Below are 26,724 nucleotides of genomic sequence, written 5' to 3' on the forward strand. Positions count from 1 at the left end.
GGCTTAACGTTTGCTCGAAGCCAGTTTCGTGGTTTTCTCTTGATCCATGCGCGCCATCAGCGGCTGGCTCTGCGCGAGGAAGCGCGAGCGTTCGGCTTTGGAGATCGGATCGGCCATTGCCACTTTCTGACCCAGCGGATCCACATGCACGCCGTTGACCTGGAACTCATAGTGAAGGTGCGGTCCGGTCGACAGTCCGGTGGTGCCGATGTAGCCGATTACCTGACCCTGCTTGACCGAGCTGCCAGTCTGAATGCCTTTGGCAAAGCCCTGCATGTGGCCGTACAGCGTGCGGTAAGTGTTGCCGTGCTGGATGATCACGGTATTGCCGTAACCACCACGACGCCCGGCGAGCAATACTTTGCCATCGCCCGCTGCCTTGATCGGCGTACCGCGCGGGGCTGCGTAGTCGACGCCTTTGTGGGCGCGGATCTTGTTCAGGATCGGGTGCTTGCGACCCATGGAGAATTTCGAGCTGATGCGGGCGAAGTCCACCGGGGTACGGATGAACGCCTTGCGCATGCTGTTGCCGTCAGCGGTGTAGTAGCTGCTGTTGCCTTGTTTGTTGGTGTAACGCACGGCGGTGTAAGTCTTGCCGCGGTTGGTGAATCGTGCAGACAGGATCGGGCCATTGCCGACCGCTTTGCCGTTGACCACTTTCTGCTCGTAGATCACATCGAACTCGTCACCCTGGCGAATGTCCTGGGCGAAATCGACGTCATAACCAAATACGCTGGCCATGTCCATGGTCAGGCTGTGTGATAGCCCTGCACGTGCGGCGGACTGCGACAGCGAACTGTTGATCACGCCGTGGACATAGGCAGAGCGCACGGTTGGCTTGGCGGTAATGCGATTGAACGTATAACCCTTGTCATTCTTGCTCAGGGTGATGGTTTCGAGGTCGCTGACCTTGCTGTGCAGGCTGGTCAGTTGACCTTCGGGGCTTAATTCGAATTCAAGTTTCTGCCCGTGCTTGAGCTGGCTGAACTGCTTGGCTTGCTTATCGCTGGCCAGCACTTCATGCACCGCCGTTGCCGGCAGACCTACTTTCTCAAACAGTGTGGAGAGAGTGTCGCCCTTGGCGACTGTCACTTCCCTGTGGTTTGGCGCCTTCTTTTCTTCGGCGACCGGTGCTGGTTCGGTTTGAGCGGTTTCCTGGGTGTCTTCTGCGCTGTTATCGATCTGCGCGAAAGGAGAAGCTGCTGGCTCATTTGTGGCCTGGACGGCCTCAGCAGCGTCTTGTTCTTGTGTCAGTTGTTCAGCAGGGCTTTCCAGTTCAAGACTCAGGGTTGTCTTTTTGGCTTCAACATCACTGGAAGGGAATACCAGAAGCGCCAGGCTCAGGAGGGCGGCGATACCGCTTGCTGCGAGCAGGTGGGTCTTCGGGTAAAGCGGTGGCGCTTTAGACGATTCTTTGGTCATAAGTAGTGTTTTGACTTTGAAAAAGATGAATTGGAAAAGATGAATGACATGATGAAGATGAAATAACTGTATAAAATATAACCAAATCATCTCTGAAGCAAGTCTACGGATGTTATGTCCGTGGTTTGGCTTCCGTGCGCCGGGCAAACCTTGTATTTGACGTGCGATCTTGTATGGTTGGTCCCCTTTGAATCTGAGCCTTGCGGGTCTGTTATGAAGTCGGTTGAAGAGCAGCTAGCGCTGATCAAACGTGGTGCAGAAGAACTGTTGGTCGAGTCCGAGCTGGTTGAAAAGCTCAAGCGCGGCCAGCCGCTGCGTATTAAGGCAGGCTTCGATCCGACCGCGCCGGATTTGCACCTGGGTCATACCGTGCTTATTAATAAGCTGCGCCAGTTCCAGGAGCTGGGTCACCAGGTGATCTTCCTGATTGGTGACTTCACCGGGATGATCGGCGATCCGAGCGGCAAGAGCGCGACTCGTCCTCCGCTGACCCGTGAGCAGGTTCTGGAGAACGCCGAGACCTACAAGACTCAGGTCTTCAAGATTCTTGATCCGGCGAAAACCGAAGTGGCATTCAACTCCACCTGGATGGATCAGATGGGGCCGGCCGACTTCATTCGCCTGACTTCGCAGTACACCGTCGCACGCATGCTCGAGCGTGATGACTTCGACAAGCGCTACACGACTAATCAGCCGATCGCTATTCACGAGTTCCTCTATCCGCTGGTCCAGGGGTACGACTCTGTTGCCTTGCGTGCAGATGTCGAGCTGGGTGGTACCGATCAGAAATTCAACTTGCTGATGGGGCGTGAGCTGCAGCGCAGTTACGGCCAGGAAGCGCAGTGCATTTTGACCATGCCATTGCTCGAAGGTCTGGATGGCGTGAAGAAGATGTCCAAGTCCTTGGGCAACTACGTGGGTATCCAGGAAGCGCCGGGCGTGATGTACGGCAAGCTGGTTTCCATTCCTGATGCGCTGATGTGGCGTTACTTCGAGTTGCTCAGCTTCCGCTCCATGGACGAGATCAATGCCTTCCGTGCTGATGTAGAGGCGGGTGCCAATCCGCGTGACATCAAGATCAAGCTGGCTGAAGAGATTGTCGCGCGTTTCCATGGCGAGGAGGCTGCGGCCAATGCTCATCGTGCGGCGGGTAACCGTATGAAGGATGGCGAGCTGCCGGATGATCTGCCAGAGATCGAGTTGACTGCTGTCGAGGATATGCCTATCGCTGCTGTCCTTAATAAGGCGGGACTGGTGAAGAACTCTGCCGTGGCGCGGGATCTTCTTGGTTCCGGTGGTGTGCGTATAGATGGTGAGGTCGTCGATCGCACCTTTATATACGCACTGGGCGCGACCCATGTTTGCCAGGCCGGTAAGAAGGCATTTGCGCGTATTACGCTCAAATCCGAATAAACCTGAAATTAAGGGTTGACGGCGGATTTTAGAGGTCTATAATTCGCCCCACTTCCGGCGCAGTCGAAACGGAAAACTCCTTGGCAAACAACGAGTTACGAAGTTTTCGGCAGCAAGTTGCTTCAGTTCATCGAAGCCAAAAGGAAGTTGAAAAAGAGGTGTTGACAGCAGCGTGTAACGCTGTAGAATTCGCCTCCCGCTGATGAGAGATCTGAGGCGCAAGTGGTTGAAGTTGTTGAGGAATTCCTCGAAAGCTTCTGAAAATAATCACTTGACAGCAAATGAGGCTGCTGTAGAATGCGCGCCTCGGTTGAGACGAAAGATCTTAACCAACCGCTCTTTAACAACTGAATCAAGCAATTCGTGTGGGTGCTTGTGGAGTCAGACTGCTAGTCAACAGATTATCAGCATCACAAGTTACTCCGCGAGAAATCAAAGATGTAACCAACGATTGCTGAGCCAAGTTTAGGGTTTTCTCAAAACCCAAAGATGTTTGAACTGAAGAGTTTGATCATGGCTCAGATTGAACGCTGGCGGCAGGCCTAACACATGCAAGTCGAGCGGATGAAGAGAGCTTGCTCTCTGATTCAGCGGCGGACGGGTGAGTAATGCCTAGGAATCTGCCTGGTAGTGGGGGACAACGTTTCGAAAGGAACGCTAATACCGCATACGTCCTACGGGAGAAAGCAGGGGACCTTCGGGCCTTGCGCTATCAGATGAGCCTAGGTCGGATTAGCTAGTTGGTGAGGTAATGGCTCACCAAGGCGACGATCCGTAACTGGTCTGAGAGGATGATCAGTCACACTGGAACTGAGACACGGTCCAGACTCCTACGGGAGGCAGCAGTGGGGAATATTGGACAATGGGCGAAAGCCTGATCCAGCCATGCCGCGTGTGTGAAGAAGGTCTTCGGATTGTAAAGCACTTTAAGTTGGGAGGAAGGGTTGTAGATTAATACTCTGCAATTTTGACGTTACCGACAGAATAAGCACCGGCTAACTCTGTGCCAGCAGCCGCGGTAATACAGAGGGTGCAAGCGTTAATCGGAATTACTGGGCGTAAAGCGCGCGTAGGTGGTTCGTTAAGTTGGATGTGAAAGCCCCGGGCTCAACCTGGGAACTGCATTCAAAACTGACGAGCTAGAGTATGGTAGAGGGTGGTGGAATTTCCTGTGTAGCGGTGAAATGCGTAGATATAGGAAGGAACACCAGTGGCGAAGGCGACCACCTGGACTGATACTGACACTGAGGTGCGAAAGCGTGGGGAGCAAACAGGATTAGATACCCTGGTAGTCCACGCCGTAAACGATGTCAACTAGCCGTTGGGAGCCTTGAGCTCTTAGTGGCGCAGCTAACGCATTAAGTTGACCGCCTGGGGAGTACGGCCGCAAGGTTAAAACTCAAATGAATTGACGGGGGCCCGCACAAGCGGTGGAGCATGTGGTTTAATTCGAAGCAACGCGAAGAACCTTACCAGGCCTTGACATCCAATGAACTTTCCAGAGATGGATTGGTGCCTTCGGGAACATTGAGACAGGTGCTGCATGGCTGTCGTCAGCTCGTGTCGTGAGATGTTGGGTTAAGTCCCGTAACGAGCGCAACCCTTGTCCTTAGTTACCAGCACGTTATGGTGGGCACTCTAAGGAGACTGCCGGTGACAAACCGGAGGAAGGTGGGGATGACGTCAAGTCATCATGGCCCTTACGGCCTGGGCTACACACGTGCTACAATGGTCGGTACAGAGGGTTGCCAAGCCGCGAGGTGGAGCTAATCCCATAAAACCGATCGTAGTCCGGATCGCAGTCTGCAACTCGACTGCGTGAAGTCGGAATCGCTAGTAATCGCGAATCAGAATGTCGCGGTGAATACGTTCCCGGGCCTTGTACACACCGCCCGTCACACCATGGGAGTGGGTTGCACCAGAAGTAGCTAGTCTAACCTTCGGGAGGACGGTTACCACGGTGTGATTCATGACTGGGGTGAAGTCGTAACAAGGTAGCCGTAGGGGAACCTGCGGCTGGATCACCTCCTTAATCGACGACTCAGCTGCTCCATAAGCTCCCACACGAATTGCTTGATTCATTGAAGAAGACGAAAGAAGCAGCCCGAAATTGGGTCTGTAGCTCAGTTGGTTAGAGCGCACCCCTGATAAGGGTGAGGTCGGCAGTTCGAATCTGCCCAGACCCACCAATTTTGTGTGGGAAACGCCTGTAGAAATACGGGGCCATAGCTCAGCTGGGAGAGCGCCTGCCTTGCACGCAGGAGGTCAGCGGTTCGATCCCGCTTGGCTCCACCACTACTGCTTCTCTTGTATAAAGCTTAGAAATGAGCATTCCATCGGTAAGATGGTGAATGTTGATTTCTAGTCTTTGACTAGATCGTTCTTTAAAAATTTGGGTATGTGATAGAAAGATAGACTGAACGTTACTTTCACTGGTAACGGATCAGGCTAAGGTAAAATTTGTGAGTTCTCTTAGTTGAGAAATTCGAATTTTCGGCGAATGTCGTCTTCACAGTATAACCAGATTGCTTGGGGTTATATGGTCAAGTGAAGAAGCGCATACGGTGGATGCCTTGGCAGTCAGAGGCGATGAAAGACGTGGTAGCCTGCGAAAAGCTTCGGGGAGTCGGCAAACAGACTTTGATCCGGAGATGTCTGAATGGGGGAACCCAGCCATCATAAGATGGTTATCTTGTACTGAATACATAGGTGCAAGAGGCGAACCAGGGGAACTGAAACATCTAAGTACCCTGAGGAAAAGAAATCAACCGAGATTCCCTTAGTAGTGGCGAGCGAACGGGGACTAGCCCTTAAGTGGCTTTGAGATTAGCGGAACGCTCTGGAAAGTGCGGCCATAGTGGGTGATAGCCCTGTACGCGAAAATCTCTTGGTCATGAAATCGAGTAGGACGGAGCACGAGAAACTTTGTCTGAATATGGGGGGACCATCCTCCAAGGCTAAATACTACTGACTGACCGATAGTGAACTAGTACCGTGAGGGAAAGGCGAAAAGAACCCCGGAGAGGGGAGTGAAATAGATCCTGAAACCGTATGCGTACAAGCAGTGGGAGCCCACTTTGTTGGGTGACTGCGTACCTTTTGTATAATGGGTCAGCGACTTATTTTCAGTGGCGAGCTTAACCGAATAGGGGAGGCGTAGCGAAAGCGAGTCTTAATAGGGCGTCTAGTCGCTGGGAATAGACCCGAAACCGGGCGATCTATCCATGGGCAGGTTGAAGGTTAGGTAACACTGACTGGAGGACCGAACCGACTACCGTTGAAAAGTTAGCGGATGACCTGTGGATCGGAGTGAAAGGCTAATCAAGCTCGGAGATAGCTGGTTCTCCTCGAAAGCTATTTAGGTAGCGCCTCATGTATCACTGTAGGGGGTAGAGCACTGTTTCGGCTAGGGGGTCATCCCGACTTACCAAACCGATGCAAACTCCGAATACCTACAAGTGCCGAGCATGGGAGACACACGGCGGGTGCTAACGTCCGTCGTGAAAAGGGAAACAACCCAGACCGTCAGCTAAGGTCCCAAAGTTATGGTTAAGTGGGAAACGATGTGGGAAGGCTTAGACAGCTAGGAGGTTGGCTTAGAAGCAGCCACCCTTTAAAGAAAGCGTAATAGCTCACTAGTCGAGTCGGCCTGCGCGGAAGATGTAACGGGGCTCAAACCATACACCGAAGCTACGGGTATCACTTAGGTGATGCGGTAGAGGAGCGTTCTGTAAGCCTGTGAAGGTGAGTTGAGAAGCTTGCTGGAGGTATCAGAAGTGCGAATGCTGACATGAGTAACGACAATGGGTGTGAAAAACACCCACGCCGAAAGACCAAGGTTTCCTGCGCAACGTTAATCGACGCAGGGTTAGTCGGTCCCTAAGGCGAGGCTGAAAAGCGTAGTCGATGGAAAACAGGTTAATATTCCTGTACTTCTGGTTATTGCGATGGAGGGACGGAGAAGGCTAGGCCAGCTTGGCGTTGGTTGTCCAAGTTTAAGGTGGTAGGCTGGAATCTTAGGTAAATCCGGGATTCTAAGGCCGAGAGCTGATGACGAGTGTTCTTTTAGAACACGAAGTGGTTGATGCCATGCTTCCAAGAAAAGCTTCTAAGCTTCAGGTAACCAGGAACCGTACCCCAAACCGACACAGGTGGTTGGGTAGAGAATACCAAGGCGCTTGAGAGAACTCGGGTGAAGGAACTAGGCAAAATGGCACCGTAACTTCGGGAGAAGGTGCGCCGGTGAGGGTGAAGGACTTGCTCCGTAAGCCCACGCCGGTCGAAGATACCAGGCCGCTGCGACTGTTTATTAAAAACACAGCACTCTGCAAACACGAAAGTGGACGTATAGGGTGTGACGCCTGCCCGGTGCCGGAAGGTTAATTGATGGGGTTAGCTAACGCGAAGCTCTTGATCGAAGCCCCGGTAAACGGCGGCCGTAACTATAACGGTCCTAAGGTAGCGAAATTCCTTGTCGGGTAAGTTCCGACCTGCACGAATGGCGTAACGATGGCGGCGCTGTCTCCACCCGAGACTCAGTGAAATTGAAATCGCTGTGAAGATGCAGTGTATCCGCGGCTAGACGGAAAGACCCCGTGAACCTTTACTATAGCTTTGCACTGGACTTTGAATTTGCTTGTGTAGGATAGGTGGGAGGCTTTGAAGCGTGGACGCCAGTTCGCGTGGAGCCATCCTTGAAATACCACCCTGGCAACTTTGAGGTTCTAACTCAGGTCCGTTATCCGGATCGAGGACAGTGTATGGTGGGTAGTTTGACTGGGGCGGTCTCCTCCTAAAGAGTAACGGAGGAGTACGAAGGTGCGCTCAGACCGGTCGGAAATCGGTCGTAGAGTATAAAGGCAAAAGCGCGCTTGACTGCGAGACAGACACGTCGAGCAGGTACGAAAGTAGGTCTTAGTGATCCGGTGGTTCTGTATGGAAGGGCCATCGCTCAACGGATAAAAGGTACTCCGGGGATAACAGGCTGATACCGCCCAAGAGTTCATATCGACGGCGGTGTTTGGCACCTCGATGTCGGCTCATCACATCCTGGGGCTGAAGCCGGTCCCAAGGGTATGGCTGTTCGCCATTTAAAGTGGTACGCGAGCTGGGTTTAGAACGTCGTGAGACAGTTCGGTCCCTATCTGCCGTGGACGTTTGAGATTTGAGAGGGGCTGCTCCTAGTACGAGAGGACCGGAGTGGACGAACCTCTGGTGTTCCGGTTGTCACGCCAGTGGCATTGCCGGGTAGCTATGTTCGGAATAGATAACCGCTGAAAGCATCTAAGCGGGAAACTAGCCTCAAGATGAGATCTCACTGGAACCTTGAGTTCCCTGAAGGGCCGTCGAAGACTACGACGTTGATAGGTTGGGTGTGTAAGCGCTGTGAGGCGTTGAGCTAACCAATACTAATTGCCCGTGAGGCTTGACCATATAACACCCAAGCAATTTGACGCTCCTCGTTGAAGAAACGAGAGAGACCAGATTGCGGTGTGTGAAGACGCAATGAACCGAAAGTTCGATGCTCACAAAACACCAAGCTATCACATACCCAATTTGCTGAAGCGAGACCATCTGGTCACGAGTCAGTACCCGAATTTCTTGACGACCATAGAGCGTTGGAACCACCTGATCCCATCCCGAACTCAGAAGTGAAACGATGCATCGCCGATGGTAGTGTGGGGTTTCCCCATGTGAGAGTAGGTCATCGTCAAGATTAAATTCCGAAACCCCAATTGCGAAAGCAGTTGGGGTTTTGTTTTGTCCGCAGGAAATCTGTCGCGCCCTCTTTCTATGCATTTGCCCGGCGCGTGGCTATCATGCGGGCCTCATTGTGAGGCGAGACTTGCATGCTGACGTTGTTAAAGCTTCTTAAAGATGGCCGATTCCATTCGGGTCAAGCCTTGGGCGCTGCCTTGGGCATTAGTCGCAGTGCGGTCTGGAAGCAGCTTCAGCATCTGGAGGCTGAGCTGGGGTTGTCCATTCATAAAGTCAGGGGGCGCGGTTATCAATTGGCTGCGCCGCTGACGCTGCTCGATCCCCTGGAGATCGGGCGTTTGGCGCCTGGCTGTGACTGGCCTGTCCTGATATTCGATTCGATCGATTCCACAAATGCTGAAGCGCTCCGTGCCATTGAGCGGCACGAGGCGGCGCCTTTTCTGGTGCTTTCTGAGCGGCAAACTGCTGGTCGCGGGCGGCGCGGGCGAAAGTGGGTGAGTCCATTCGCGGAAAACATCTATTACAGCCTGGTGCTGCGGATTGGGGGCGGAATGCGTCAGCTGGAAGGCTTGAGCCTTGTTGTCGGGCTCGCCGTCATGCAGGCCTTGCGTGAGCTAGGTGTTCCAGGTGTGGGGTTGAAATGGCCCAATGACGTCCTGGTCGGTCAGAAAAAAATTGCAGGAATCTTGCTGGAGTTGGTTGGTGATCCTGCCGACGTATGTCACGTGGTGTTGGGTGTAGGTATTAATGTAAACATGCAGATGACCGACGAGGTTGACCAGCAGTGGACTTCCATGCGGCTCGAGTCGGGAAGGATGTTTGATCGCAATCACCTGGTGGCTGCCCTTGGTTTGATGTTGCAGAAGTACCTCGCGCTTCATCAGTTCGGCGGGTTCTCAGCGGTTCAGGCGGAGTGGGAGCAAAATCACCTGTGGCAGGGGCGGGCGGTGTCGTTGATCGCCGGTGTTAACCAGATAGATGGTGAAGTGCTGGGTATTGATAGTCAGGGCGCCTTGCGCCTGAAGGTGGGCGGTGTGGAAAAGGTTTTCAGCGGCGGAGAGCTGAGTCTGAGGTTGCGCAATGATTCTTGAGCTCGACTGTGGAAACAGCTTTATCAAGTGGCGCGTGATTGAGACGGGCGTCCAGTGGGTTGTAGGCGAGGGGGTAGTCGATTCGGATCACGCTTTGCTGGAAAGCTTGAGTGCGCTCAATGGGCTCGCTCTCAGGTTTTGTCGGTTGGTCAGTGTAAGGACTTCAGAAGAAACCGATGCGTTGATCTCCCTGTTGAAGGCGTCCTTCGATGTGTCGGTGGTATGTGCGGCTCCGGCGCGTGAAATGTCCGGTGTGCGCAACGGCTATGAGGCGTTCGAGAGGCTGGGCCTTGATCGCTGGCTCGCCTTGCTCGGCGGGTTCCATTTGGCGGGTGGTGCATGCCTTGTGCTTGATTTCGGTACGGCAGTGACCGCTGACTTCGTCGCCGCGGATGGCGAGCACCTCGGAGGGTTTATTTGTCCGGGAATGCCGTTGATGCGTAATCAGCTTCGCACCCATACCCGAAAAATTCGTTACGGTGATCTTGCCGCCGAGCGCGCATTGGAGGCACTAGTCCCGGGTCGCGCTACGGTTGAGGCTGTCGAGCGCGGTTGCGTTTTAATGCTTCGGGGGTTCGTGCTGACTCAGTTGGAGTTGGCGCGTAGCTACTGGGGCGAGGGTTTCGCAGTTTTCATTACGGGTGGTGATGCGGGGCTGGTCTCCGGGGTGGTGCCTGAGGCCAGGGTGGTGCCGGATCTGGTATTTGTGGGCTTGGCGATGGCTTGCCCTTTGTCCTGAGGTATTTATGCGTTGGTTGTTTTTGCTGCTGCTTGTTCTGAATGTGTTTTATTACATCTGGCATCAACAAGAGGCTCCTCTGCGCGCGAAGGACGTAACACCCTTGAGCTTGTATCGGGGATCTCAACAGGATATTCGTTTGTTGAGCGAGGCTCCGGACGTGGCGAAGGATAAGAGCAAGGTGGCTCCGGTAGAGTCGGGATGCCTTTTTCTAGGTGGTTTTACTCGTCAGGACGTTGCTCAGGGGCTAGAGCGCAGATTGACTGGCATGGATGTCAAGTTTCAGCCGTTACCCAGGGGGAGTGCTGAATCCGCCGGTTATTGGCTGCGCGTAGCCCCGGAAAGCCGGCGCTGGCTGGATGATCTTCAGCTGATAAACCTTTCTAAAGAATTCAATGAGTTAAAACATAAAATAATGTCTTGCGAGGGGGTTGCACCCATCGAATAGTTTGCATAGAATGGCGCCCGCTCCACAGCGAACACCGGAAACGGTTAACGGTGTGAAGCGAGGTCAACGCAGCTAAGCTCAGGTTTTTATTGAGAAAAACGCTTGACAGAAGGCTGGCATGATGTAGAATGCCGGCTCGCTTAGGAGGGGTTCCCGAGCGGCCAAAGGGATCAGACTGTAAATCTGACGTCTACGACTTCGAAGGTTCGAATCCTTCCCCCTCCACCATTTTAGCGAGAGCTGTAAGCCTCGCGGGTATAGTTTAGTGGTAGAACCTCAGCCTTCCAAGCTGATGATGCGGGTTCGATTCCCGCTACCCGCTCCAAGTTTACAGGTTTTGCACAGTGTTACGCTCTTGTAGCTCAGTTGGTAGAGCACACCCTTGGTAAGGGTGAGGTCAGCGGTTCAAATCCGCTCAAGAGCTCCATATAACAAGGCAGATATGAAAATATCTGCCTTTGTTTTAAGGGTCTGGATTGCATTTCGTGTTCGGTGTAGGCGATTAGGTCGTCGGTGCTGATGGTGTCGTCCGGCTCGCAGAGTAAATGTTGTAAAGTCTTCTTCAGGCCGGCATAATGGTCGGCCTGATTTTGTTTTAGGTCAGTAGCTCAATTGGCAGAGCGACGGTCTCCAAAACCGTAGGTTGGGGGTTCGATTCCCTCCTGACCTGCCAGATTCACTCGGTGTGTCTGGCTTTCTTTTCACAGGATCTTCATAGATGACTCCTAAAGCTGAAGCTCAAGGCTCTCGCTTCGATCTGCTCAAGTGGCTAGTAGTAGTCGCTTTGGTGGTTGTTGGCGTTGTTGGCAATCAGTACTATTCTGCTTCGCCGATCCTGTACCGTGTACTGGCATTGCTTGTCATTGCTGCTGTAGCTGCCTTTGTAGGCCTGCAGACCGCTAAGGGCAAGTCTTTCTTCGTACTGGCTAAGGAAGCACGCACCGAGATTCGTAAAGTCGTATGGCCAACTCGCCAAGAAACGACGCAGACCACGTTGATCGTTGTGGCTGTTGTCCTGGTTATGGCGTTGCTGTTGTGGGGGCTTGATTCCCTGCTCGGCTGGCTTGTCTCCTTGATTGTCGGCTAAGGGTGTCCCGTGGCTAAGCGTTGGTATGTTGTGCATGCTTACTCGGGTTACGAGAAGCATGTCATGCGTTCGTTGATCGAGCGCGTAAAGCTGGCTGGCATGGAAGATGGCTTCGGCGAGATTCTGGTTCCCACTGAAGAAGTGGTTGAGATGCGTAACGGCCAGAAGCGCAAGAGCGAACGCAAGTTCTTCCCTGGCTATGTGTTGGTCCAGATGGATATGAACGAGGGTACTTGGCACTTGGTCAAGGATACTCCTCGGGTGATGGGCTTTATCGGCGGTACCGCTGATAAGCCTGCGCCGATTACTGATAAAGAAGCAGAAGCGATTCTGCGTCGCGTCGCTGACGGTAGCGATAAGCCTAAGCCGAAGACGTTGTTCGAGCCAGGCGAGTCGGTGCGTGTTAACGATGGTCCGTTTGCCGATTTCACCGGCACGGTCGAAGAGGTTAACTACGAGAAGAGCCGGATCCAGGTCGCGGTGCTCATTTTCGGACGCTCTACTCCGGTAGAGTTGGAGTTCAGCCAGGTCGAAAAGGTCTAGTTGAACAAGCATCCCAACCCCGCAGCCTTAGGCTGTGGGGTTTTGTCGTCACTGGGATAAACGCGCAAGTAACCGGGGAGCCTTTCGAGGCGTTTGAACCCGTAATTGGAGTGCCTCATGGCCAAGAAGATTACCGCTTACATCAAGCTGCAAGTGAAGGCCGCTCAGGCTAACCCAAGCCCACCTGTTGGTCCTGCTCTGGGTCAGCACGGCGTGAACATCATGGAATTCTGCAAGGCTTTCAACGCCCGTACTCAGGGTCTTGAGCCAGGTCTGCCGACTCCAGTGATCATCACTGTCTACAGCGACCGTAGCTTCACTTTCGAAACCAAATCCACCCCTGCTTCGGTTCTGCTGAAGAAGGCGGCCGGTCTGACCAGCGGTTCCGCTCGTCCGAACACCGTTAAGGTTGGCACTGTAACTCGTGCTCAGCTGGAAGAAATCGCGAAAACCAAAAACGCGGATCTGACTGCAGCTGATATGGAAGCAGCCGTGCGTACCATCGCCGGTTCTGCTCGTAGCATGGGCCTTAACGTGGAGGGTGTGTAATGGCTAAGCTGACCAAGCGTCAAAAGGCTATCGCCGGCAAAATCGAAGCAGGCAAGGCCTACAACTTTGTAGACGCTGCTGCCCTGCTGGCCGAGCTGTCGACTGTCAAGTTCAGCGAGTCGTTCGACGTTGCTGTAAACCTGGGTGTAGACCCGCGTAAATCCGACCAGGTTGTTCGTAGCGCTACTGTGCTGCCACACGGCACTGGCAAGACCGTTCGCGTTGCTGTGTTCACCCAGGGTCCAGCTGCTGAAGCCGCTCTGGCTGCCGGCGCTGACCGTGTAGGCATGGACGACCTGGCTGCTGAAATGAAAGGCGGCGACCTGAACTATGACGTAGTGATTGCATCCCCGGATGCAATGCGCGTTGTGGGTCAGTTGGGTCAGATCCTCGGTCCACGTGGTCTGATGCCTAACCCTAAAGTCGGCACCGTAACTCCAGACGTAGCTACCGCGGTTAAAAACGCCAAGGCTGGTCAGGTTCGTTATCGCACCGACAAAAACGGCATCATCCACACTTCCGTTGGCAAGATCGGCTTCGATGCCGTCAAGCTGAAGGAAAACGTTGAAGCCCTGATCGCTGATCTGAAGCGTATCAAGCCAGCTTCTTCGAAAGGTATCTACGTCAAGCGCGTTACCCTGAGCACCACTATGGGCCCAGGTCTGGTCATCGACCAAAGCTCGCTCGACGCGTAAGACACAGATTGGCGCAAGCGATTGCGCCAATTGAAAAATTGGGGTCCCTGCCTGGCGGGGGCTATCCAAGACCGTAGGCGACGCGAGTCTTAAACCACAAGCCTACGCAGATGGTGCTCCCGGTTCCTTACCGAATCAGACACCAAAACGACATCCGGTTTCGACCAGATGAAACGGTAACAAGCAGGAGTTAAACCCGTGGCAATTAAACTCGAAGACAAGAAGGCCATCGTCGCTGAAGTCAACGAGGCTGCCAAAGTCGCTCTGTCCGCTGTCGTGGCTGATGCCCGTGGCGTAACAGTAGGCGCGATGACCGGACTCCGTAAAGAGGCTCGTGAAGCTGGCGTTTACGTACGTGTTGTACGTAACACCCTGCTCAAGCGCGCTGTTGCTGACACTGAATTCAGTGTTCTCAACGACGTGTTCACTGGCCCTACCCTGATTGCATTCTCCAAAGAACATCCAGGCGCTGCTGCCCGGATCTTCAAAGAGTTCGCAAAGGGTCAGGACAAGTTCGAGATCAAGGCAGCTGCGTTCGAGGGCAAGTTCCTCGCAGCTAACCAAATCGACGTACTGGCAACTCTGCCGACCCGTGACGAAGCAATTTCTCAGCTGATGAGCGTGATTCAAGGCGCTACCAGCAAATTGGCTCGTACTCTGGCGGCAATTCGCGACCAGAAAGAAGCTGCTGCAGCCTAAGGCTCGTCAACTTCTCGCGTTTTTTGTTTTTTTCGATGGTCGCGTAGGCCGTCCCCAATATCAGGAATTAGATTCATGTCTATCTCTCAGAACGATATCCTTGAAGCAGTTGGCAACATGTCCGTAATGGAAGTTGTTGAGCTGATCAAAGCTTTCGAAGAAAAATTCGGTGTTACCGCTGCTGCTGCTTCGGCTGGTCCAGCTGCTGCTGCCGCTGTTGTTGAAGAGCAAACTGAATTCAACGTCATGCTGACCGAAGCTGGCGAGAAGAAAGTTAACGTGATCAAGGCTGTACGTGAACTGACCGGTCTGGGCTTGAAAGAAGCCAAGGCTGTAGTTGACGGCGCTCCTGCCATGGTTCTGGAAGCTGTTGCCAAAGACGCAGCTGACAAAGCCAAAGCAGCTCTGGAAGAAGCAGGCGCTAAAGTCGAGCTGAAGTAAGCATCGACTTTGCTCCTCCAGCCCAAGCGTTAAGCGACAGGCTGATGGCTGGTGGCTCTTGCCACCGGCCTTTTTCCGTTATTGGCAGCCGACTGGGTCGGTGCCGATAACGTGCTGTAACCACCCGATGCGGTGGCGCAAACCATGGGGTTTGCACGATTTTCTGGCTGCTCCCGTCGGGAGGGGCCAAACAAGCAGGTGACCAAGCTGGGGAACGCTGATGGCTTACTCATATACTGAGAAAAAACGTATCCGCAAGGACTTTAGCAAGTTGCCGGACGTCATGGATGTGCCGTACCTCCTGGCCATCCAGCTGGATTCGTATCGTGAATTCTTGCAAGCGGGAGCGACTAAAGATCAGTTCCGCGACGTGGGCCTGCATGCGGCCTTCAAATCCGTTTTCCCGATCATCAGCTACTCCGGCAATGCTGCGCTGGAGTACGTCGGTTATCGCCTGGGCGAACCGGCATTTGATGTCAAAGAATGCGTATTGCGCGGTGTAACTTACGCCGTACCTTTGCGGGTAAAAGTGCGCCTGATCATTTTCGACAAAGAGTCGTCGAACAAAGCGATCAAGGACATCAAAGAGCAAGAAGTCTACATGGGTGAAATCCCCCTGATGACTGAGAACGGCACCTTCGTAATCAACGGTACCGAGCGTGTAATCGTTTCCCAGCTGCACCGTTCCCCGGGCGTGTTTTTCGACCACGACCGTGGCAAGACGCACAGTTCCGGTAAACTGCTGTACTCCGCGCGCATCATTCCTTACCGCGGTTCGTGGCTGGACTTCGAGTTCGACCCGAAAGACTGCGTGTTCGTGCGTATCGACCGCCGTCGCAAGCTGCCTGCATCGGTACTGCTGCGCGCGCTGGGCTATACCACTGAAGAAGTGCTGGACGCGTTCTACACCACCAACGTATTCCACGTGAAAGGCGAGAACCTCAGCCTTGAACTGGTACCTCAGCGTCTGCGTGGTGAAATCGCGGTTCTGGATATCCAGGACGACAAAGGCAAGGTTATTGTCGAGCAAGGTCGTCGTATCACCGCTCGCCACATCAACCAGCTGGAAAAAGCCGGGATCAAAGAGCTGGAAGTGCCTCTGGACTACGTCCTGGGTCGCACTACCGCCAAGGTCATCGTGCATCCGGCAACCGGCGAAATCCTGGCAGAGTGCAACACCGAGCTGAGCACCGAGATCCTGGCGAAAATCGCCAAGGCCGGCGTAGTTCGCATCGAAACTCTGTACACCAACGATATCGACTGCGGTCCGTTCGTCTCAGACACGCTGAAGATAGACTCCACCAGCAACCAACTGGAAGCGCTGGTCGAGATCTATCGCATGATGCGTCCTGGCGAGCCGCCAACCAAAGACGCTGCCGAAACCCTGTTCAACAACCTGTTCTTCAGCCCTGAGCGCTATGACCTGTCTGCGGTCGGCCGGATGAAGTTCAACCGTCGTATCGGTCGTACCGAGATCGAAGGTTCAGGCGTGCTGTGCAAGGAAGACATCGTCGCGGTACTGAAGACCCTGGTCGACATCCGTAACGGTAAAGGCATCGTCGATGACATCGACCACCTGGGTAACCGTCGTGTTCGCTGTGTAGGCGAAATGGCCGAGAACCAGTTCCGCGTTGGCCTGGTGCGTGTTGAGCGCGCGGTCAAAGAGCGTCTGTCGATGGCTGAAAGCGAAGGCCTAATGCCGCAAGACCTGATCAACGCCAAGCCTGTTGCAGCGGCGGTGAAGGAGTTCTTCGGTTCCAGCCAGCTGTCGCAGTTCATGGACCAGAACAACCCGCTGTCCGAGATTACTCACAAGCGTCGTGTCTCTGCACTCGGCCCTGGCGGTTTGACTCGTGAGCGTGCCGGCTTTGAAGTTCGTGACGTGCACCCGACGCACTACGGTCGTGTTTGCCCGATCGAAACGCCGGAAGGTCCGAACATCGGTCTGATCAACTCCCTGGCTGCCTATGCGCGCACCAACCAGTACGGCTTCCTGGAAAGCCCGTATCGTGTGGTGAAAGATGCACTGGTCACCGACGAGATCGTGTTCCTGTCCGCCATCGAAGAAGCTGATCACGTGATCGCTCAGGCTTCGGCCACGATGAACGACAAGAAAGTCCTGATCGACGAACTGGTAGCTGTTCGTCACTTGAACGAATTCACCGTCAAGGCGCCGGAAGACGTCACCTTGATGGACGTATCGCCGAAGCAGGTCGTTTCGGTTGCTGCGTCGCTGATTCCGTTCCTCGAGCACGACGACGCCAACCGTGCGTTGATGGGTTCGAACATGCAGCGTCAGGCTGTACCAACCCTGCGCGCCGACAAGCCGCTGGTAGGTACCGGCATGGAGCGTAACGTAGCCCGTGACTCCGGCGTTTGCGTCGTGGCTCGTCGTGGCGGCGTGATCGACTCCGTCGACGCCAGCCGTATCGTGGTTCGTGTTGCCGATGACGAAGTTGAAACCGGTGAAGCCGGTGTCGACATCTACAACCTGACCAAGTACACCCGCTCCAACCAGAACACCTGCATCAACCAGCGTCCGCTGGTGCGTAAAGGTGATCGGGTTCAGCGTAGCGACATCATGGCTGACGGTCCGTCCACCGATATGGGTGAACTGGCGCTGGGTCAGAACATGCGCATCGCGTTCATGGCATGGAACGGCTTCAACTTCGAAGACTCCATCTGCCTGTCCGAGCGTGTTGTTCAGGAAGACCGTTTCACCACGATCCACATTCAGGAACTTACCTGTGTGGCCCGTGACACCAAGCTGGGCCCAGAGGAAATCACTGCGGACATCCCGAACGTGGGTGAGGCTGCACTGAACAAGCTGGACGAAGCCGGAATCGTGTACGTTGGTGCTGAAGTAGGCGCAGGCGACATCCTGGTTGGTAAGGTCACTCCGAAAGGCGAAACCCAGCTGACTCCGGAAGAGAAACTGCTGCGTGCGATCTTCGGTGAAAAAGCCAGCGACGTTAAAGACACCTCCCTGCGTGTACCTACCGGTACCAAAGGTACTGTTATCGACGTACAGGTCTTCACCCGCGACGGCGTTGAGCGTGATGCTCGTGCACTGTCGATCGAGAAGTCCCAGCTGGACGAGATCCGCAAAGATCTGAACGAAGAGTTCCGCATCGTTGAGGGCGCTACTTTCGAACGTCTGCGTTCCGCTCTGGTCGGCCATAAAGCCGAAGGCGGCGCCGGTCTGAAGAAAGGCCAGGACATCACCGACGAAGTTCTCGACGGTCTTGAGCACGGCCAGTGGTTCAAGCTGCGCATGGCTGAAGATGCTCTGAACGAGCAGCTCGAGAAGGCTCAGGCCTACATCGTTGATCGTCGCCGCCTGCTGGACGACAAGTTCGAAGACAAGAAGCGCAAACTGCAGCAGGGCGATGACCTGGCTCCAGGCGTGCTGAAAATCGTCAAGGTTTACCTGGCAATCCGTCGTCGCATCCAGCCGGGCGACAAGATGGCCGGTCGTCACGGTAACAAAGGTGTGGTCTCCGTGATCATGCCGGTTGAAGACATGCCGCACGATGCCAATGGCACCCCGGTCGACGTCGTTCTCAACCCGTTGGGCGTACCTTCGCGTATGAACGTTGGTCAGATCCTTGAAACCCACCTGGGCCTCGCGGCCAAGGGGCTGGGCGAGAAGATCAACCGCATGGTTGAAGAGCAGCGTAAGGTTGCCGAGCTGCGTAAATTCCTGCACGAGATCTACAACGAGATCGGTGGTCGTCAGGAAAGCCTCGATGACTTCTCAGACCAGGAAATCCTGGACCTGGCTCAAAACCTGCGTGGCGGCGTTCCGATGGCCACTCCAGTGTTCGACGGCGCCAAGGAAAGCGAAATCAAGGCCATGCTGAAACTGGCAGACCTGCCAGAAAGCGGCCAGATGCAGCTGACCGACGGCCGTACCGGCAACAAGTTCGAGCGTCCGGTTACCGTTGGCTACATGTACATGCTGAAGCTGAACCACTTGGTAGACGACAAGATGCACGCTCGTTCTACCGGTTCGTACAGCCTGGTTACCCAGCAGCCGCTGGGTGGTAAGGCGCAGTTCGGTGGTCAGCGTTTCGGGGAGATGGAGGTCTGGGCACTGGAAGCATACGGTGCTGCTTACACTCTGCAAGAAATGCTCACAGTGAAGTCGGACGATGTGAACGGCCGTACCAAGATGTACAAAAACATCGTGGATGGCGATCACCGTATGGAGCCGGGCATGCCCGAGTCCTTCAACGTGTTGATCAAGGAAATTCGTTCCCTCGGCATCGATATCGATCTGGAAACCGAATAACACGTGACGCGAATCGAGAGCGGGGCAGGATTGCCCGCTCTCTGCTCCGCCAGGAGGAAAGGCCTTGAAAGACCTACTGAATTTGCTGAAAAACCAGGGTCAAGTCGAAGAGTTCGACGCCATCCGTATCGGATTGGCATCGCCTGAGATGATCCGTTCGTGGTCGTTCGGTGAAGTTAAAAAGCCGGAAACCATCAACTACCGTACGTTCAAACCTGAGCGTGACGGCCTGTTCTGCGCCAAGATCTTTGGCCCGGTAAAGGATTACGAGTGCCTGTGCGGTAAGTACAAGCGCTTGAAGCATCGTGGCGTAATCTGCGAGAAGTGCGGCGTTGAAGTCGCGCTGGCAAAAGTTCGTCGTGAGCGCATGGCGCACATCGAACTGGCCTCGCCTGTTGCCCACATCTGGTTCCTGAAATCGCTGCCGTCCCGTATCGGCTTGCTGATGGACATGACCCTGCGTGATATCGAGCGCGTTCTCTACTTCGAGAGCTACGTCGTTATCGATCCAGGCATGACCACCCTTGAAAAAGGTCAGCTGCTGAACGACGAGCAGTACTTCGAAGCGCTGGAAGAATTCGGTGATGATTTCGATGCCCGCATGGGTGCCGAAGCTGTCCGCGAACTGCTGCACGCTATCGATCTGGAACACGAGATTGGCCGTCTGCGTGAAGAAATTCCGCAAACCAACTCCGAAACCAAAATCAAGAAGCTGTCCAAGCGTCTGAAGTTGATGGAAGCCTTCCAGGGTTCCGGCAACCTGCCAGAGTGGATGGTGCTGACCGTTCTGCCGGTTCTGCCGCCAGATCTGCGTCCACTGGTCCCGCTGGATGGCGGTCGCTTCGCGACTTCCGACCTCAACGATCTGTATCGTCGAGTGATCAACCGTAACAACCGTTTGAAGCGCCTGCTGGATCTGTCCGCTCCTGACATCATCGTGCGCAACGAAAAGCGTATGTTGCAGGAAGCCGTCGACGCACTGCTCGACAACGGCCGTCGTGGTCGCGCGATCACCGGTTCGAACAAGCGTCCTCTGAAATCCCTGGCTGACATGATCAAGGGTAAGCAAGGTCGTTTCCGTCAGAACTTGCTCGGTAAGCGTGTTGACTACTCGGGTCGTTCGGTAATTACCGTAGGTCCGACCCTGCGTCTGCACCAGTGCGGTCTGCCAAAGAAAATGGCTCTCGAGCTGTTCAAGCCGTTCATCTTTGGCAAGCTGGAAATGCGTGGTCTCGCTACCACCATCAAGGCTGCCAAGAAGATGGTCGAGCGCGAACTGCCGGAAGTTTGGGACGTTCTCGCTGAAGTGATTCGCGAACACCCAGTTCTTCTCAACCGTGCACCGACCCTTCACCGTCTGGGTATCCAGGCGTTTGAACCGGTTCTGATCGAAGGTAAGGCTATCCAGCTGCACCCTCTGGTCTGCGCCGCGTACAACGCCGACTTCGACGGCGACCAAATGGCCGTGCACGTACCGCTGACGCTGGAAGCCCAGCTCGAAGCGCGTGCGTTGATGATGTCGACCAACAACATCCTGTCGCCAGCCAACGGTGAGCCAATTATCGTTCCGTCGCAGGACGTTGTACTGGGTCTGTACTACATGACGCGTGAAGCGATCAACGCCAAGGGCGAAGGTCGTGTGTTTGCGGATCTGCAGGAAGTTGACCGTGTGTTCCGTGCCGGCGAAGCCGCACTGCACGCGAAAGTCAAAGTGCGGATCAACGAAACCGTCAACGACCGTGACGGCGGCAGCGTGAGCGGCACCCGTATCGTCGACACCACTGTCGGCCGTGCGCTGCTGTATCAAGTTGTTCCTAAGGGTCTGTCGTACGACGTCGTCAACCTGCCGATGAAGAAAAAGGCGATCTCCAAGCTGATCAACCAGTGCTACCGCGTGGTTGGTCTGAAAGAGACCGTGATCTTCGCTGACCAGTTGATGTACACCGGTTTTGCATATTCGACCATTTCCGGCGTTTCCATCGGTGTTAACGACTTCGTTATCCCGGATGAAAAAGCCCGCATCATCGGTACTGCTACCGACGAAGTGAAAGAGATCGAAAGTCAGTACGCCTCCGGCCTGGTAACCCAGGGCGAGAAGTACAACAAAGTGATCGACCTTTGGTCCAAGGCGAACGACGAAGTTTCCAAGGCAATGATGGCCAACCTCTCGAAAGAGAAGGTCATCGACCGTCATGGCGTCGAAGTCGACCAAGAGTCCTTCAACTCGATGTACATGATGGCTGACTCGGGTGCGCGGGGTTCCGCAGCACAGATTCGTCAGCTGGCCGGTATGCGTGGCCTGATGGCCAAGCCGGACGGTTCCATCATCGAAACGCCGATTACTGCGAACTTCCGTGAAGGTTTGAGCGTACTTCAGTACTTCATCTCCACTCACGGTGCTCGTAAAGGTTTGGCGGATACCGCGTTGAAAACTGCGAACTCCGGTTACCTGACTCGTCGTCTGGTAGACGTAGCGCAAGATCTGGTTGTAACCGAGATCGATTGCGGCACCGAACACGGCCTGCTGATGACTCCGCACATTGAAGGCGGTGACGTTGTAGAGCCCCTGGGTGAGCGCGTATTGGGTCGAGTTATCGCCCGTGACGTATTCAAGCCAGGTACCGAGGACGTCATCGTTCCTGCTGGCACTCTGGTAGACGAGAAGTGGGTCGAGTTCATCGAGCTGAACAGCATCGACGAAGTGATCGTGCGTTCGCCGATCAGCTGCGAAACCCGTTTCGGTATTTGCGCCAAGTGCTACGGCCGTGATCTGGCTCGTGGTCACCAGGTGAACATCGGTGAAGCAGTCGGCGTTATCGCTGCCCAGTCCATCGGTGAGCCGGGTACCCAGCTGACGATGCGTACGTTCCACATCGGTGGTGCGGCAAGCCGGACCTCCGCAGCCGACAGTGTTCAGGTGAAGAACGGCGGTACCGTCCGTCTGCATAACCTGAAGCACGTTGAGCGAGTGGACGGTCACCTGGTTGCCGTGTCCCGCTCCGGTGAGCTGGCCATTGCTGATGACTTCGGTCGTGAGCGTGAGCGCTACAAGCTGCCGTACGGTGCCGTGATTTCGGTTAAAGAAGGTGACAAGGTCGAAGCTGGCGCCATCGTGGCCAAGTGGGATCCGCACACTCACCCGATCGTTACCGAAATGAAAGGTACCGTGACCTACGTAGGCATGGAAGAAGGCATCACGATCAAGCGTCAGACTGACGAGTTGACCGGTATGACCAACATTGAGGTACTCGACGCCAAAGATCGTCCAGCTGCCGGTAAAGACATCCGTCCTGCCGTGAAGATGGTCGACGACAACGGCAAGGATCTGTTGCTGCCAGGCACTGACGTTATCGCTCAGTACTTCCTGCCAGCCAACGCCCTCGTCGGTGTAGCGGACGGCGCGAAGATTGCGATCGGTGATGTTATCGCTCGTATTCCGCAAGAAACTTCGAAGACCCGTGACATCACCGGTGGTCTGCCGCGTGTTGCCGATTTGTTCGAAGCTCGTCGTCCGAAAGAAGCGTCGATTCTGGCTGAAGTCAGCGGCACCATCGCGTTCGGTAAGGAGACCAAAGGCAAGCGCCGTCTGGTTATCACCCCGAACGACGGTAGCGATCCGTATGAAGAGCTGATTCCGAAGTGGCGTCACCTGAACGTCTTTGAAGGCGAACAAGTGAACCGCGGCGAAGTTATCTCCGACGGTCCAAGCGATCCACACGACATCCTGCGTCTGCTGGGTGTGAGTGCGCTGGCCAAGTACATCGTTAACGAGATCCAGGACGTTTACCGTCTGCAAGGCGTGAAGATCAACGATAAGCACATCGAGACCATCCTGCGTCAGATGCTGCGTAAAGTTGAAATCGCTGAATCCGGCGATTCCAGTTTCATCAAGGGCGACCAGATGGAATTGACTCACGTTCTGGTAGAGAACGAGCGTTTGAGCGGCGAAGACAAATTTGTCTCCAAGTTCACTCGTGTTCTGCTGGGTATCACCAAGGCGTCGTTGTCCACCGAATCGTTCATCTCGGCGGCTTCCTTCCAGGAAACCACTCGCGTACTGACCGAAGCGGCGGTAACCGGCAAGCGCGATTACCTGCGCGGCCTGAAAGAAAACGTGGTCGTGGGTCGTCTGATCCCGGCTGGTACCGGTCTGGCGTACCACAGCGAGCGCAAGCGTCGCCGTGATGCCGACAAGCCGTTGCGCGTAAGCGCCAGTGAAGTGGAAGCTGCACTGACCGAAGCGCTGAACTCTAGCGGTAACTGAGTTCTGCGATAAATGAGCGTAAGGCCCTGGCAGCTCCGTTCATCGAATCGAGACAATTTGTCGAGGTTCGATGGGTGGGGAGGTCGGGGCCTTGCCTTGACTGGGGACAAGATCCTCTTTAGACTCTTGTACCCCTAAATTTGGCGGGGATTCGTTCCTGTCATTTTGCTTTTCTTGCAAGACAATAGCGTCGCAAGACAACAGTGGAGCTAGTAGATGGCAACTATCAACCAGCTGGTACGTCAGCCGCGTAAGCGTATCGTCGAGAAATCCGACGTACCTGCGCTGCAGAACTGCCCGCAACGTCGTGGCGTGTGCACCCGTGTGTATACCACTACGCCGAAAAAACCTAACTCGGCACTGCGTAAAGTATGCCGTGTGCGTCTGACCAACGGTTTCGAGGTTTCCTCGTATATCGGTGGTGAAGGCCACAACCTGCAAGAGCACAGCGTGGTACTGATCCGCGGCGGTCGTGTAAAAGACTTGCCAGGTGTTCGTTACCACACCGTTCGCGGTTCTTTGGATACTTCCGGCGTTAAAGGTCGTAACCAGGGTCGTTCGAAGTACGGTACCAAGAAGCCTAAGTAGTAGCGGCTTTTTGTAAGAACTGAATTATCTATTTTTCTGAGTCGATAAGAGTAAGGTCGGAGGCGTCCCGTACAGGGCACCGATTCCGAGCGAACCTGAAGACCGTTTGAGGGCTTATCCATGCCAAGAAGACGCGTAGCAGCCAAGCGCGAAGTGCTTGACGATCCAAAATACGGAAGCCAAATCCTGGCCAAGTTCATGAACCACGTGATGGAAAGCGGCAAGAAAGCCGTTGCCGAGCGTATCGTTTATGGCGCGCTGGAGAAGGTTAAAGAACGCAAGAACAGCGACCCCCTGGAAATCTTCGAGAAAGCTCTCGACGCCATCGCTCCGCTGGTCGAAGTAAAGTCGCGCCGTGTAGGCGGTGCTACTTACCAGGTTCCGGTTGAAGTTCGTCCGTCCCGTCGTAACGCTCTGGCAATGCGCTGGTTGGTAGACTTCGCCCGTAAGCGCGGCGAGAAGTCTATGGCTCTGCGTTTGGCTGGCGAACTGTTGGACGCCGCCGAAGGTAAAGGTGCTGCAGTTAAGAAGCGTGAAGACGTGCACCGTATGGCTGAAGCCAACAAGGCTTTCTCGCACTACCGCTTCTAATTTTAGCGTCACTAATTTTGCGAGGGCTTTATGGCTCGTACTACACCGATTAATCGCTACCGTAACATTGGTATCGTTGCTCACGTGGATGCTGGTAAAACCACCACCACCGAGCGCGTCCTTTTTTACACTGGCAAAAGTCACAAGATGGGCGAGGTGCATGACGGCGCCGCGACCACAGACTGGATGGTTCAGGAGCAGGAGCGTGGTATTACCATTACTTCTGCTGCTATTACCGCCTTCTGGCAGGGTTCTGCGAAGCAGCACAAAGACCAATACCGCTTCAACGTCATTGACACCCCGGGTCACGTAGACTTCACCATCGAAGTTGAGCGTTCCCTGCGTGTACTCGACGGCGCGGTCGTTGTGTTCTGCGGCACTTCCGGCGTTGAGCCTCAGTCCGAGACCGTATGGCGTCAAGCCAACAAGTACGGTGTTCCACGTATCGTTTACGTGAACAAAATGGACCGTGCCGGCGCGAACTTCCTGCGCGTGATCGCTCAGATCAAGCAGCGTCTGGGTCACACCCCGGTGCCAATCCAGTTGGCTATCGGTTCGGAAGACAACTTCCAGGGTCAGATCGATCTGATGACCATGGAAGCGGTTTACTGGAACGATGCTGACAAAGGCATGACTCCGCGTCGCGAAGCTATCCCTGCTGAATTGCAGGAGCTGGCTGAAGAGTGGCGCAGCAACATGGTAGAGGCTGCGGCCGAAGCCAGCGAAGAGCTGATGAACAAGTACCTCGAGGGCGAAGAGCTCTCCATCGAGGAAATCAAGGCCGCTCTGCGTCAGCGTACTATCGCTGGTGAGATCGTTCTGGCTGTTTGCGGTTCCTCCTTCAAGAACAAGGGTGTTCCCCTGGTTCTCGACGCCGTTATCGACTACCTGCCTGCTCCTGTCGACATTCCTGCTATCAAGGGTTCCAACCCTGATAACGAGGAAGAAGAGATGGAGCGTCACGCAGACGACAACGAGCCGTTCTCGGCTCTGGCGTTCAAGATCGCTACCGACCCATTCGTGGGTACTTTGACCTTCGTCCGTGTTTACTCGGGCGTGTTGGCATCCGGCGACGGCGTGATCAACTCGGTTAAAGGCAAGAAAGAGCGCGTGGGTCGTATGGTGCAAATGCACGCAAACGCCCGTGAAGAAATCAAGGAAGTACGCGCTGGTGACATCGCGGCCTTGATCGGCATGAAGGACGTCACCACTGGTGAAACTTTGTGCAACGCTGACAAGCCAATCATCCTGGTTCGTATGGACTTCCCGGAGCCGGTTATTTCGGTTGCCGTTGAGCCTAAGACCAAGGATGACCAGGAAAAAATGGGTATCGCTCTGGGCAAGCTTGCTCAGGAAGACCCGTCTTTCCGCGTCAAAACTGATGAAGAGACCGGTCAAACGATCATCTCTGGCATGGGCGAGTTGCACCTGGACATCCTGGTTGACCGGATGCGCCGTGAGTTCAACGTCGAAGCCAACATCGGCAAGCCTCAGGTTTCCTATCGTGAGCGCATCACGAAGAACTGTGAAATCGAAGGCAAGTTCGTTCGTCAGTCCGGCGGTCGTGGCCAGTTCGGTCACTGCTGGATCCGTTTTGCGCCTGCTGACGAAGGTCAGGAAGGTCTGCAATTCGTGAACGAAGTAGTGGGTGGTGTGGTTCCTAAGGAATACATCCCGGCTATCCAGAAGGGTATCGAAGAGCAGATGAAGAACGGTGTTGTTGCCGGCTATCCGCTGATCGGCCTGAAGGCTACCGTGTTTGATGGTTCTTACCACGACGTCGACTCGAACGAGATGGCGTTTAAGGTGGCTGCTTCCATGGCGACCAAGCAACTGGCCCAGAAGGGTGGTGGTGAGTTGCTCGAGCCGATCATGGCGGTAGAGGTTGTTACGCCTGAAGACTATATGGGTGACGTGATGGGCGACCTGAACCGTCGTCGCGGCATGATTCTGGGTATGGAAGACACGGTTTCCGGTAAGGTTATCCGTGCTGAAGTTCCGTTGGGCGAGATGTTCGGTTATGCGACCGACGTTCGTTCGATGTCCCAGGGTCGCGCAAGCTACTCTATGGAATTCAAAAAATACAATACGGCTCCGTCGCACATCGTCGAAACCGTTACCAAAAAACAAGGCTGATTCAGT

The 26,724-nt window shown here is 54.6% G+C and carries 16 protein-coding genes, 6 tRNA genes and 3 rRNA genes; 24 read left to right on the plus strand and 1 reads right to left on the minus strand.

The features are described from left to right. Nucleotides 1-3 precede the first annotated feature (3 nt). Entirely contained in the window at nucleotides 4-1,422 is a 1,419-nt protein-coding gene (locus ACNYC6_RS16490) for a peptidoglycan DD-metalloendopeptidase family protein (protein WP_419708333.1), read from the minus strand. 213 nt (nucleotides 1,423-1,635) lie between these two features. Between ACNYC6_RS16490 and tyrS the strand changes: the two genes are divergently transcribed. The 24 genes from tyrS (at nucleotide 1,636) to fusA (ending at nucleotide 26,718) form a co-directional block, all read left to right on the plus strand. Next, a complete protein-coding gene (tyrS, locus tag ACNYC6_RS16495) occupies nucleotides 1,636-2,835 on the plus strand; it encodes a tyrosine--tRNA ligase (RefSeq protein ID WP_419708334.1) in 1,200 nt (399 codons plus the stop codon). A gap of 495 nt (nucleotides 2,836-3,330) precedes the next feature. After that, a 16S ribosomal RNA gene (locus tag ACNYC6_RS16500) occupies nucleotides 3,331-4,867 on the plus strand. A gap of 80 nt (nucleotides 4,868-4,947) precedes the next feature. Next, nucleotides 4,948-5,024: transfer RNA gene (locus ACNYC6_RS16505), tRNA-Ile, on the plus strand. Nucleotides 5,025-5,054: 30 nt separating this feature from the next. After that, a tRNA-Ala gene (locus ACNYC6_RS16510) sits at nucleotides 5,055-5,130 on the plus strand. 246 nt (nucleotides 5,131-5,376) lie between these two features. After that, nucleotides 5,377-8,268: ribosomal RNA gene (locus ACNYC6_RS16515) — 23S ribosomal RNA — on the plus strand. Between the two features lie 167 nt (nucleotides 8,269-8,435). Next, nucleotides 8,436-8,551, plus strand: a 5S ribosomal RNA gene (gene rrf, locus ACNYC6_RS16520). The 16S, 23S and 5S rRNA genes sit together here with 2 tRNA genes alongside, the layout of an rRNA operon. Nucleotides 8,552-8,684: 133 nt before the next feature. Next, nucleotides 8,685-9,644 (plus strand): bifunctional biotin--[acetyl-CoA-carboxylase] ligase/biotin operon repressor BirA, encoded by a 960-nt coding sequence (gene birA, locus ACNYC6_RS16525; protein ID WP_419708335.1) that lies wholly within the window; start codon nucleotides 8,685-8,687, stop codon nucleotides 9,642-9,644. After that, a complete protein-coding gene (locus ACNYC6_RS16530) occupies nucleotides 9,634-10,383 on the plus strand; it encodes a pantothenate kinase (protein ID WP_419708336.1) in 750 nt (249 codons plus the stop codon). The genes birA and ACNYC6_RS16530 overlap by 11 nt, the downstream gene beginning before the upstream one ends. Before the next feature lie 7 nt (nucleotides 10,384-10,390). Then, the gene (locus tag ACNYC6_RS16535; protein WP_419708337.1) at nucleotides 10,391-10,831 is read left to right on the plus strand and encodes a hypothetical protein; all 441 of its coding nucleotides are present in this window, start codon (nucleotides 10,391-10,393) and stop codon (nucleotides 10,829-10,831) included. A 143-nt stretch (nucleotides 10,832-10,974) separates the two neighbouring features. Then, nucleotides 10,975-11,059: transfer RNA gene (locus tag ACNYC6_RS16540), tRNA-Tyr, on the plus strand. A 23-nt stretch (nucleotides 11,060-11,082) separates the two neighbouring features. Beyond that, a tRNA-Gly gene (locus tag ACNYC6_RS16545) sits at nucleotides 11,083-11,156 on the plus strand. A gap of 26 nt (nucleotides 11,157-11,182) precedes the next feature. After that, nucleotides 11,183-11,258, plus strand: a tRNA-Thr gene (locus ACNYC6_RS16550). A 170-nt stretch (nucleotides 11,259-11,428) separates the two neighbouring features. Then, nucleotides 11,429-11,504, plus strand: a tRNA-Trp gene (locus ACNYC6_RS16555). Between the two features lie 45 nt (nucleotides 11,505-11,549). Next, nucleotides 11,550-11,918 (plus strand): preprotein translocase subunit SecE, encoded by a 369-nt coding sequence (gene secE / locus ACNYC6_RS16560; protein ID WP_419708338.1) that lies wholly within the window; start codon nucleotides 11,550-11,552, stop codon nucleotides 11,916-11,918. Between the two features lie 9 nt (nucleotides 11,919-11,927). After that, nucleotides 11,928-12,461, plus strand: a complete 534-nt coding sequence (gene nusG, locus ACNYC6_RS16565; RefSeq protein WP_007933727.1) for a transcription termination/antitermination protein NusG — start codon at nucleotides 11,928-11,930, stop codon at nucleotides 12,459-12,461. Nucleotides 12,462-12,578: 117 nt separating this feature from the next. Further along, nucleotides 12,579-13,010, plus strand: coding sequence for a 50S ribosomal protein L11 (rplK, locus tag ACNYC6_RS16570; RefSeq protein WP_007933726.1), 432 nt, complete (start codon nucleotides 12,579-12,581; stop codon nucleotides 13,008-13,010). Further along, on the plus strand, nucleotides 13,010-13,705 hold the full coding sequence (rplA, locus tag ACNYC6_RS16575; protein ID WP_003186095.1) for a 50S ribosomal protein L1: 696 nt from the start codon (nucleotides 13,010-13,012) through the stop codon (nucleotides 13,703-13,705). Before rplK ends, rplA begins: the two co-directional genes overlap by 1 nt. Before the next feature lie 198 nt (nucleotides 13,706-13,903). After that, nucleotides 13,904-14,404 (plus strand): 50S ribosomal protein L10, encoded by a 501-nt coding sequence (gene rplJ, locus ACNYC6_RS16580; protein WP_007970413.1) that lies wholly within the window; start codon nucleotides 13,904-13,906, stop codon nucleotides 14,402-14,404. Between the two features lie 75 nt (nucleotides 14,405-14,479). After that, nucleotides 14,480-14,845: a 50S ribosomal protein L7/L12 gene (gene rplL / locus ACNYC6_RS16585; RefSeq protein WP_056855887.1), complete on the plus strand. Its 366-nt coding sequence runs from the start codon at nucleotides 14,480-14,482 to the stop codon at nucleotides 14,843-14,845. Nucleotides 14,846-15,065: 220 nt separating this feature from the next. After that, nucleotides 15,066-19,139 (plus strand): DNA-directed RNA polymerase subunit beta, encoded by a 4,074-nt coding sequence (rpoB, locus tag ACNYC6_RS16590; RefSeq protein WP_419708339.1) that lies wholly within the window; start codon nucleotides 15,066-15,068, stop codon nucleotides 19,137-19,139. A gap of 64 nt (nucleotides 19,140-19,203) precedes the next feature. After that, nucleotides 19,204-23,403, plus strand: coding sequence for a DNA-directed RNA polymerase subunit beta' (gene rpoC, locus ACNYC6_RS16595; RefSeq protein WP_419708340.1), 4,200 nt, complete (start codon nucleotides 19,204-19,206; stop codon nucleotides 23,401-23,403). A 216-nt stretch (nucleotides 23,404-23,619) separates the two neighbouring features. Continuing rightward, complete coding sequence (rpsL, locus tag ACNYC6_RS16600; protein WP_002555494.1) at nucleotides 23,620-23,991, plus strand: 30S ribosomal protein S12; 372 nt, start codon at nucleotides 23,620-23,622, stop codon at nucleotides 23,989-23,991. Nucleotides 23,992-24,111: 120 nt separating this feature from the next. Next, on the plus strand, nucleotides 24,112-24,582 hold the full coding sequence (gene rpsG, locus ACNYC6_RS16605; protein WP_002555493.1) for a 30S ribosomal protein S7: 471 nt from the start codon (nucleotides 24,112-24,114) through the stop codon (nucleotides 24,580-24,582). Nucleotides 24,583-24,612: 30 nt separating this feature from the next. Further along, nucleotides 24,613-26,718 (plus strand): elongation factor G, encoded by a 2,106-nt coding sequence (fusA, locus tag ACNYC6_RS16610; RefSeq protein WP_150704930.1) that lies wholly within the window; start codon nucleotides 24,613-24,615, stop codon nucleotides 26,716-26,718. The last annotated feature ends 6 nt before the right edge of the window (nucleotides 26,719-26,724 follow it).

The organism is Pseudomonas sp. NFX224, assembly GCF_048565165.1.
In the GTDB taxonomy this organism is placed as follows: Bacteria; Pseudomonadota; Gammaproteobacteria; order Pseudomonadales; family Pseudomonadaceae; genus Aquipseudomonas.

What these genes read in the sequence shown, in the direction of transcription:
- rpoB (WP_419708339.1), top strand. Translation starts at nt 15,066, where the DNA reads ATGGCTTACTCATATACTGAGAAAAAACGTATCCGCAAGGACTTTAGC.
- ACNYC6_RS16490 (WP_419708333.1), bottom strand. Translation starts at nt 1,422, where the DNA reads ATGACCAAAGAATCGTCTAAAGCGCCACCGCTTTACCCGAAGACCCAC.
- rplL (WP_056855887.1), top strand. Translation starts at nt 14,480, where the DNA reads ATGTCTATCTCTCAGAACGATATCCTTGAAGCAGTTGGCAACATGTCC.
- fusA (WP_150704930.1), top strand. Translation starts at nt 24,613, where the DNA reads ATGGCTCGTACTACACCGATTAATCGCTACCGTAACATTGGTATCGTT.
- tyrS (WP_419708334.1), top strand. Translation starts at nt 1,636, where the DNA reads ATGAAGTCGGTTGAAGAGCAGCTAGCGCTGATCAAACGTGGTGCAGAA.
- birA (WP_419708335.1), top strand. Translation starts at nt 8,685, where the DNA reads ATGCTGACGTTGTTAAAGCTTCTTAAAGATGGCCGATTCCATTCGGGT.
- rplK (WP_007933726.1), top strand. Translation starts at nt 12,579, where the DNA reads ATGGCCAAGAAGATTACCGCTTACATCAAGCTGCAAGTGAAGGCCGCT.
- secE (WP_419708338.1), top strand. Translation starts at nt 11,550, where the DNA reads ATGACTCCTAAAGCTGAAGCTCAAGGCTCTCGCTTCGATCTGCTCAAG.
- ACNYC6_RS16535 (WP_419708337.1), top strand. Translation starts at nt 10,391, where the DNA reads ATGCGTTGGTTGTTTTTGCTGCTGCTTGTTCTGAATGTGTTTTATTAC.
- rpsG (WP_002555493.1), top strand. Translation starts at nt 24,112, where the DNA reads ATGCCAAGAAGACGCGTAGCAGCCAAGCGCGAAGTGCTTGACGATCCA.
- rpsL (WP_002555494.1), top strand. Translation starts at nt 23,620, where the DNA reads ATGGCAACTATCAACCAGCTGGTACGTCAGCCGCGTAAGCGTATCGTC.
- ACNYC6_RS16530 (WP_419708336.1), top strand. Translation starts at nt 9,634, where the DNA reads ATGATTCTTGAGCTCGACTGTGGAAACAGCTTTATCAAGTGGCGCGTG.
- rplA (WP_003186095.1), top strand. Translation starts at nt 13,010, where the DNA reads ATGGCTAAGCTGACCAAGCGTCAAAAGGCTATCGCCGGCAAAATCGAA.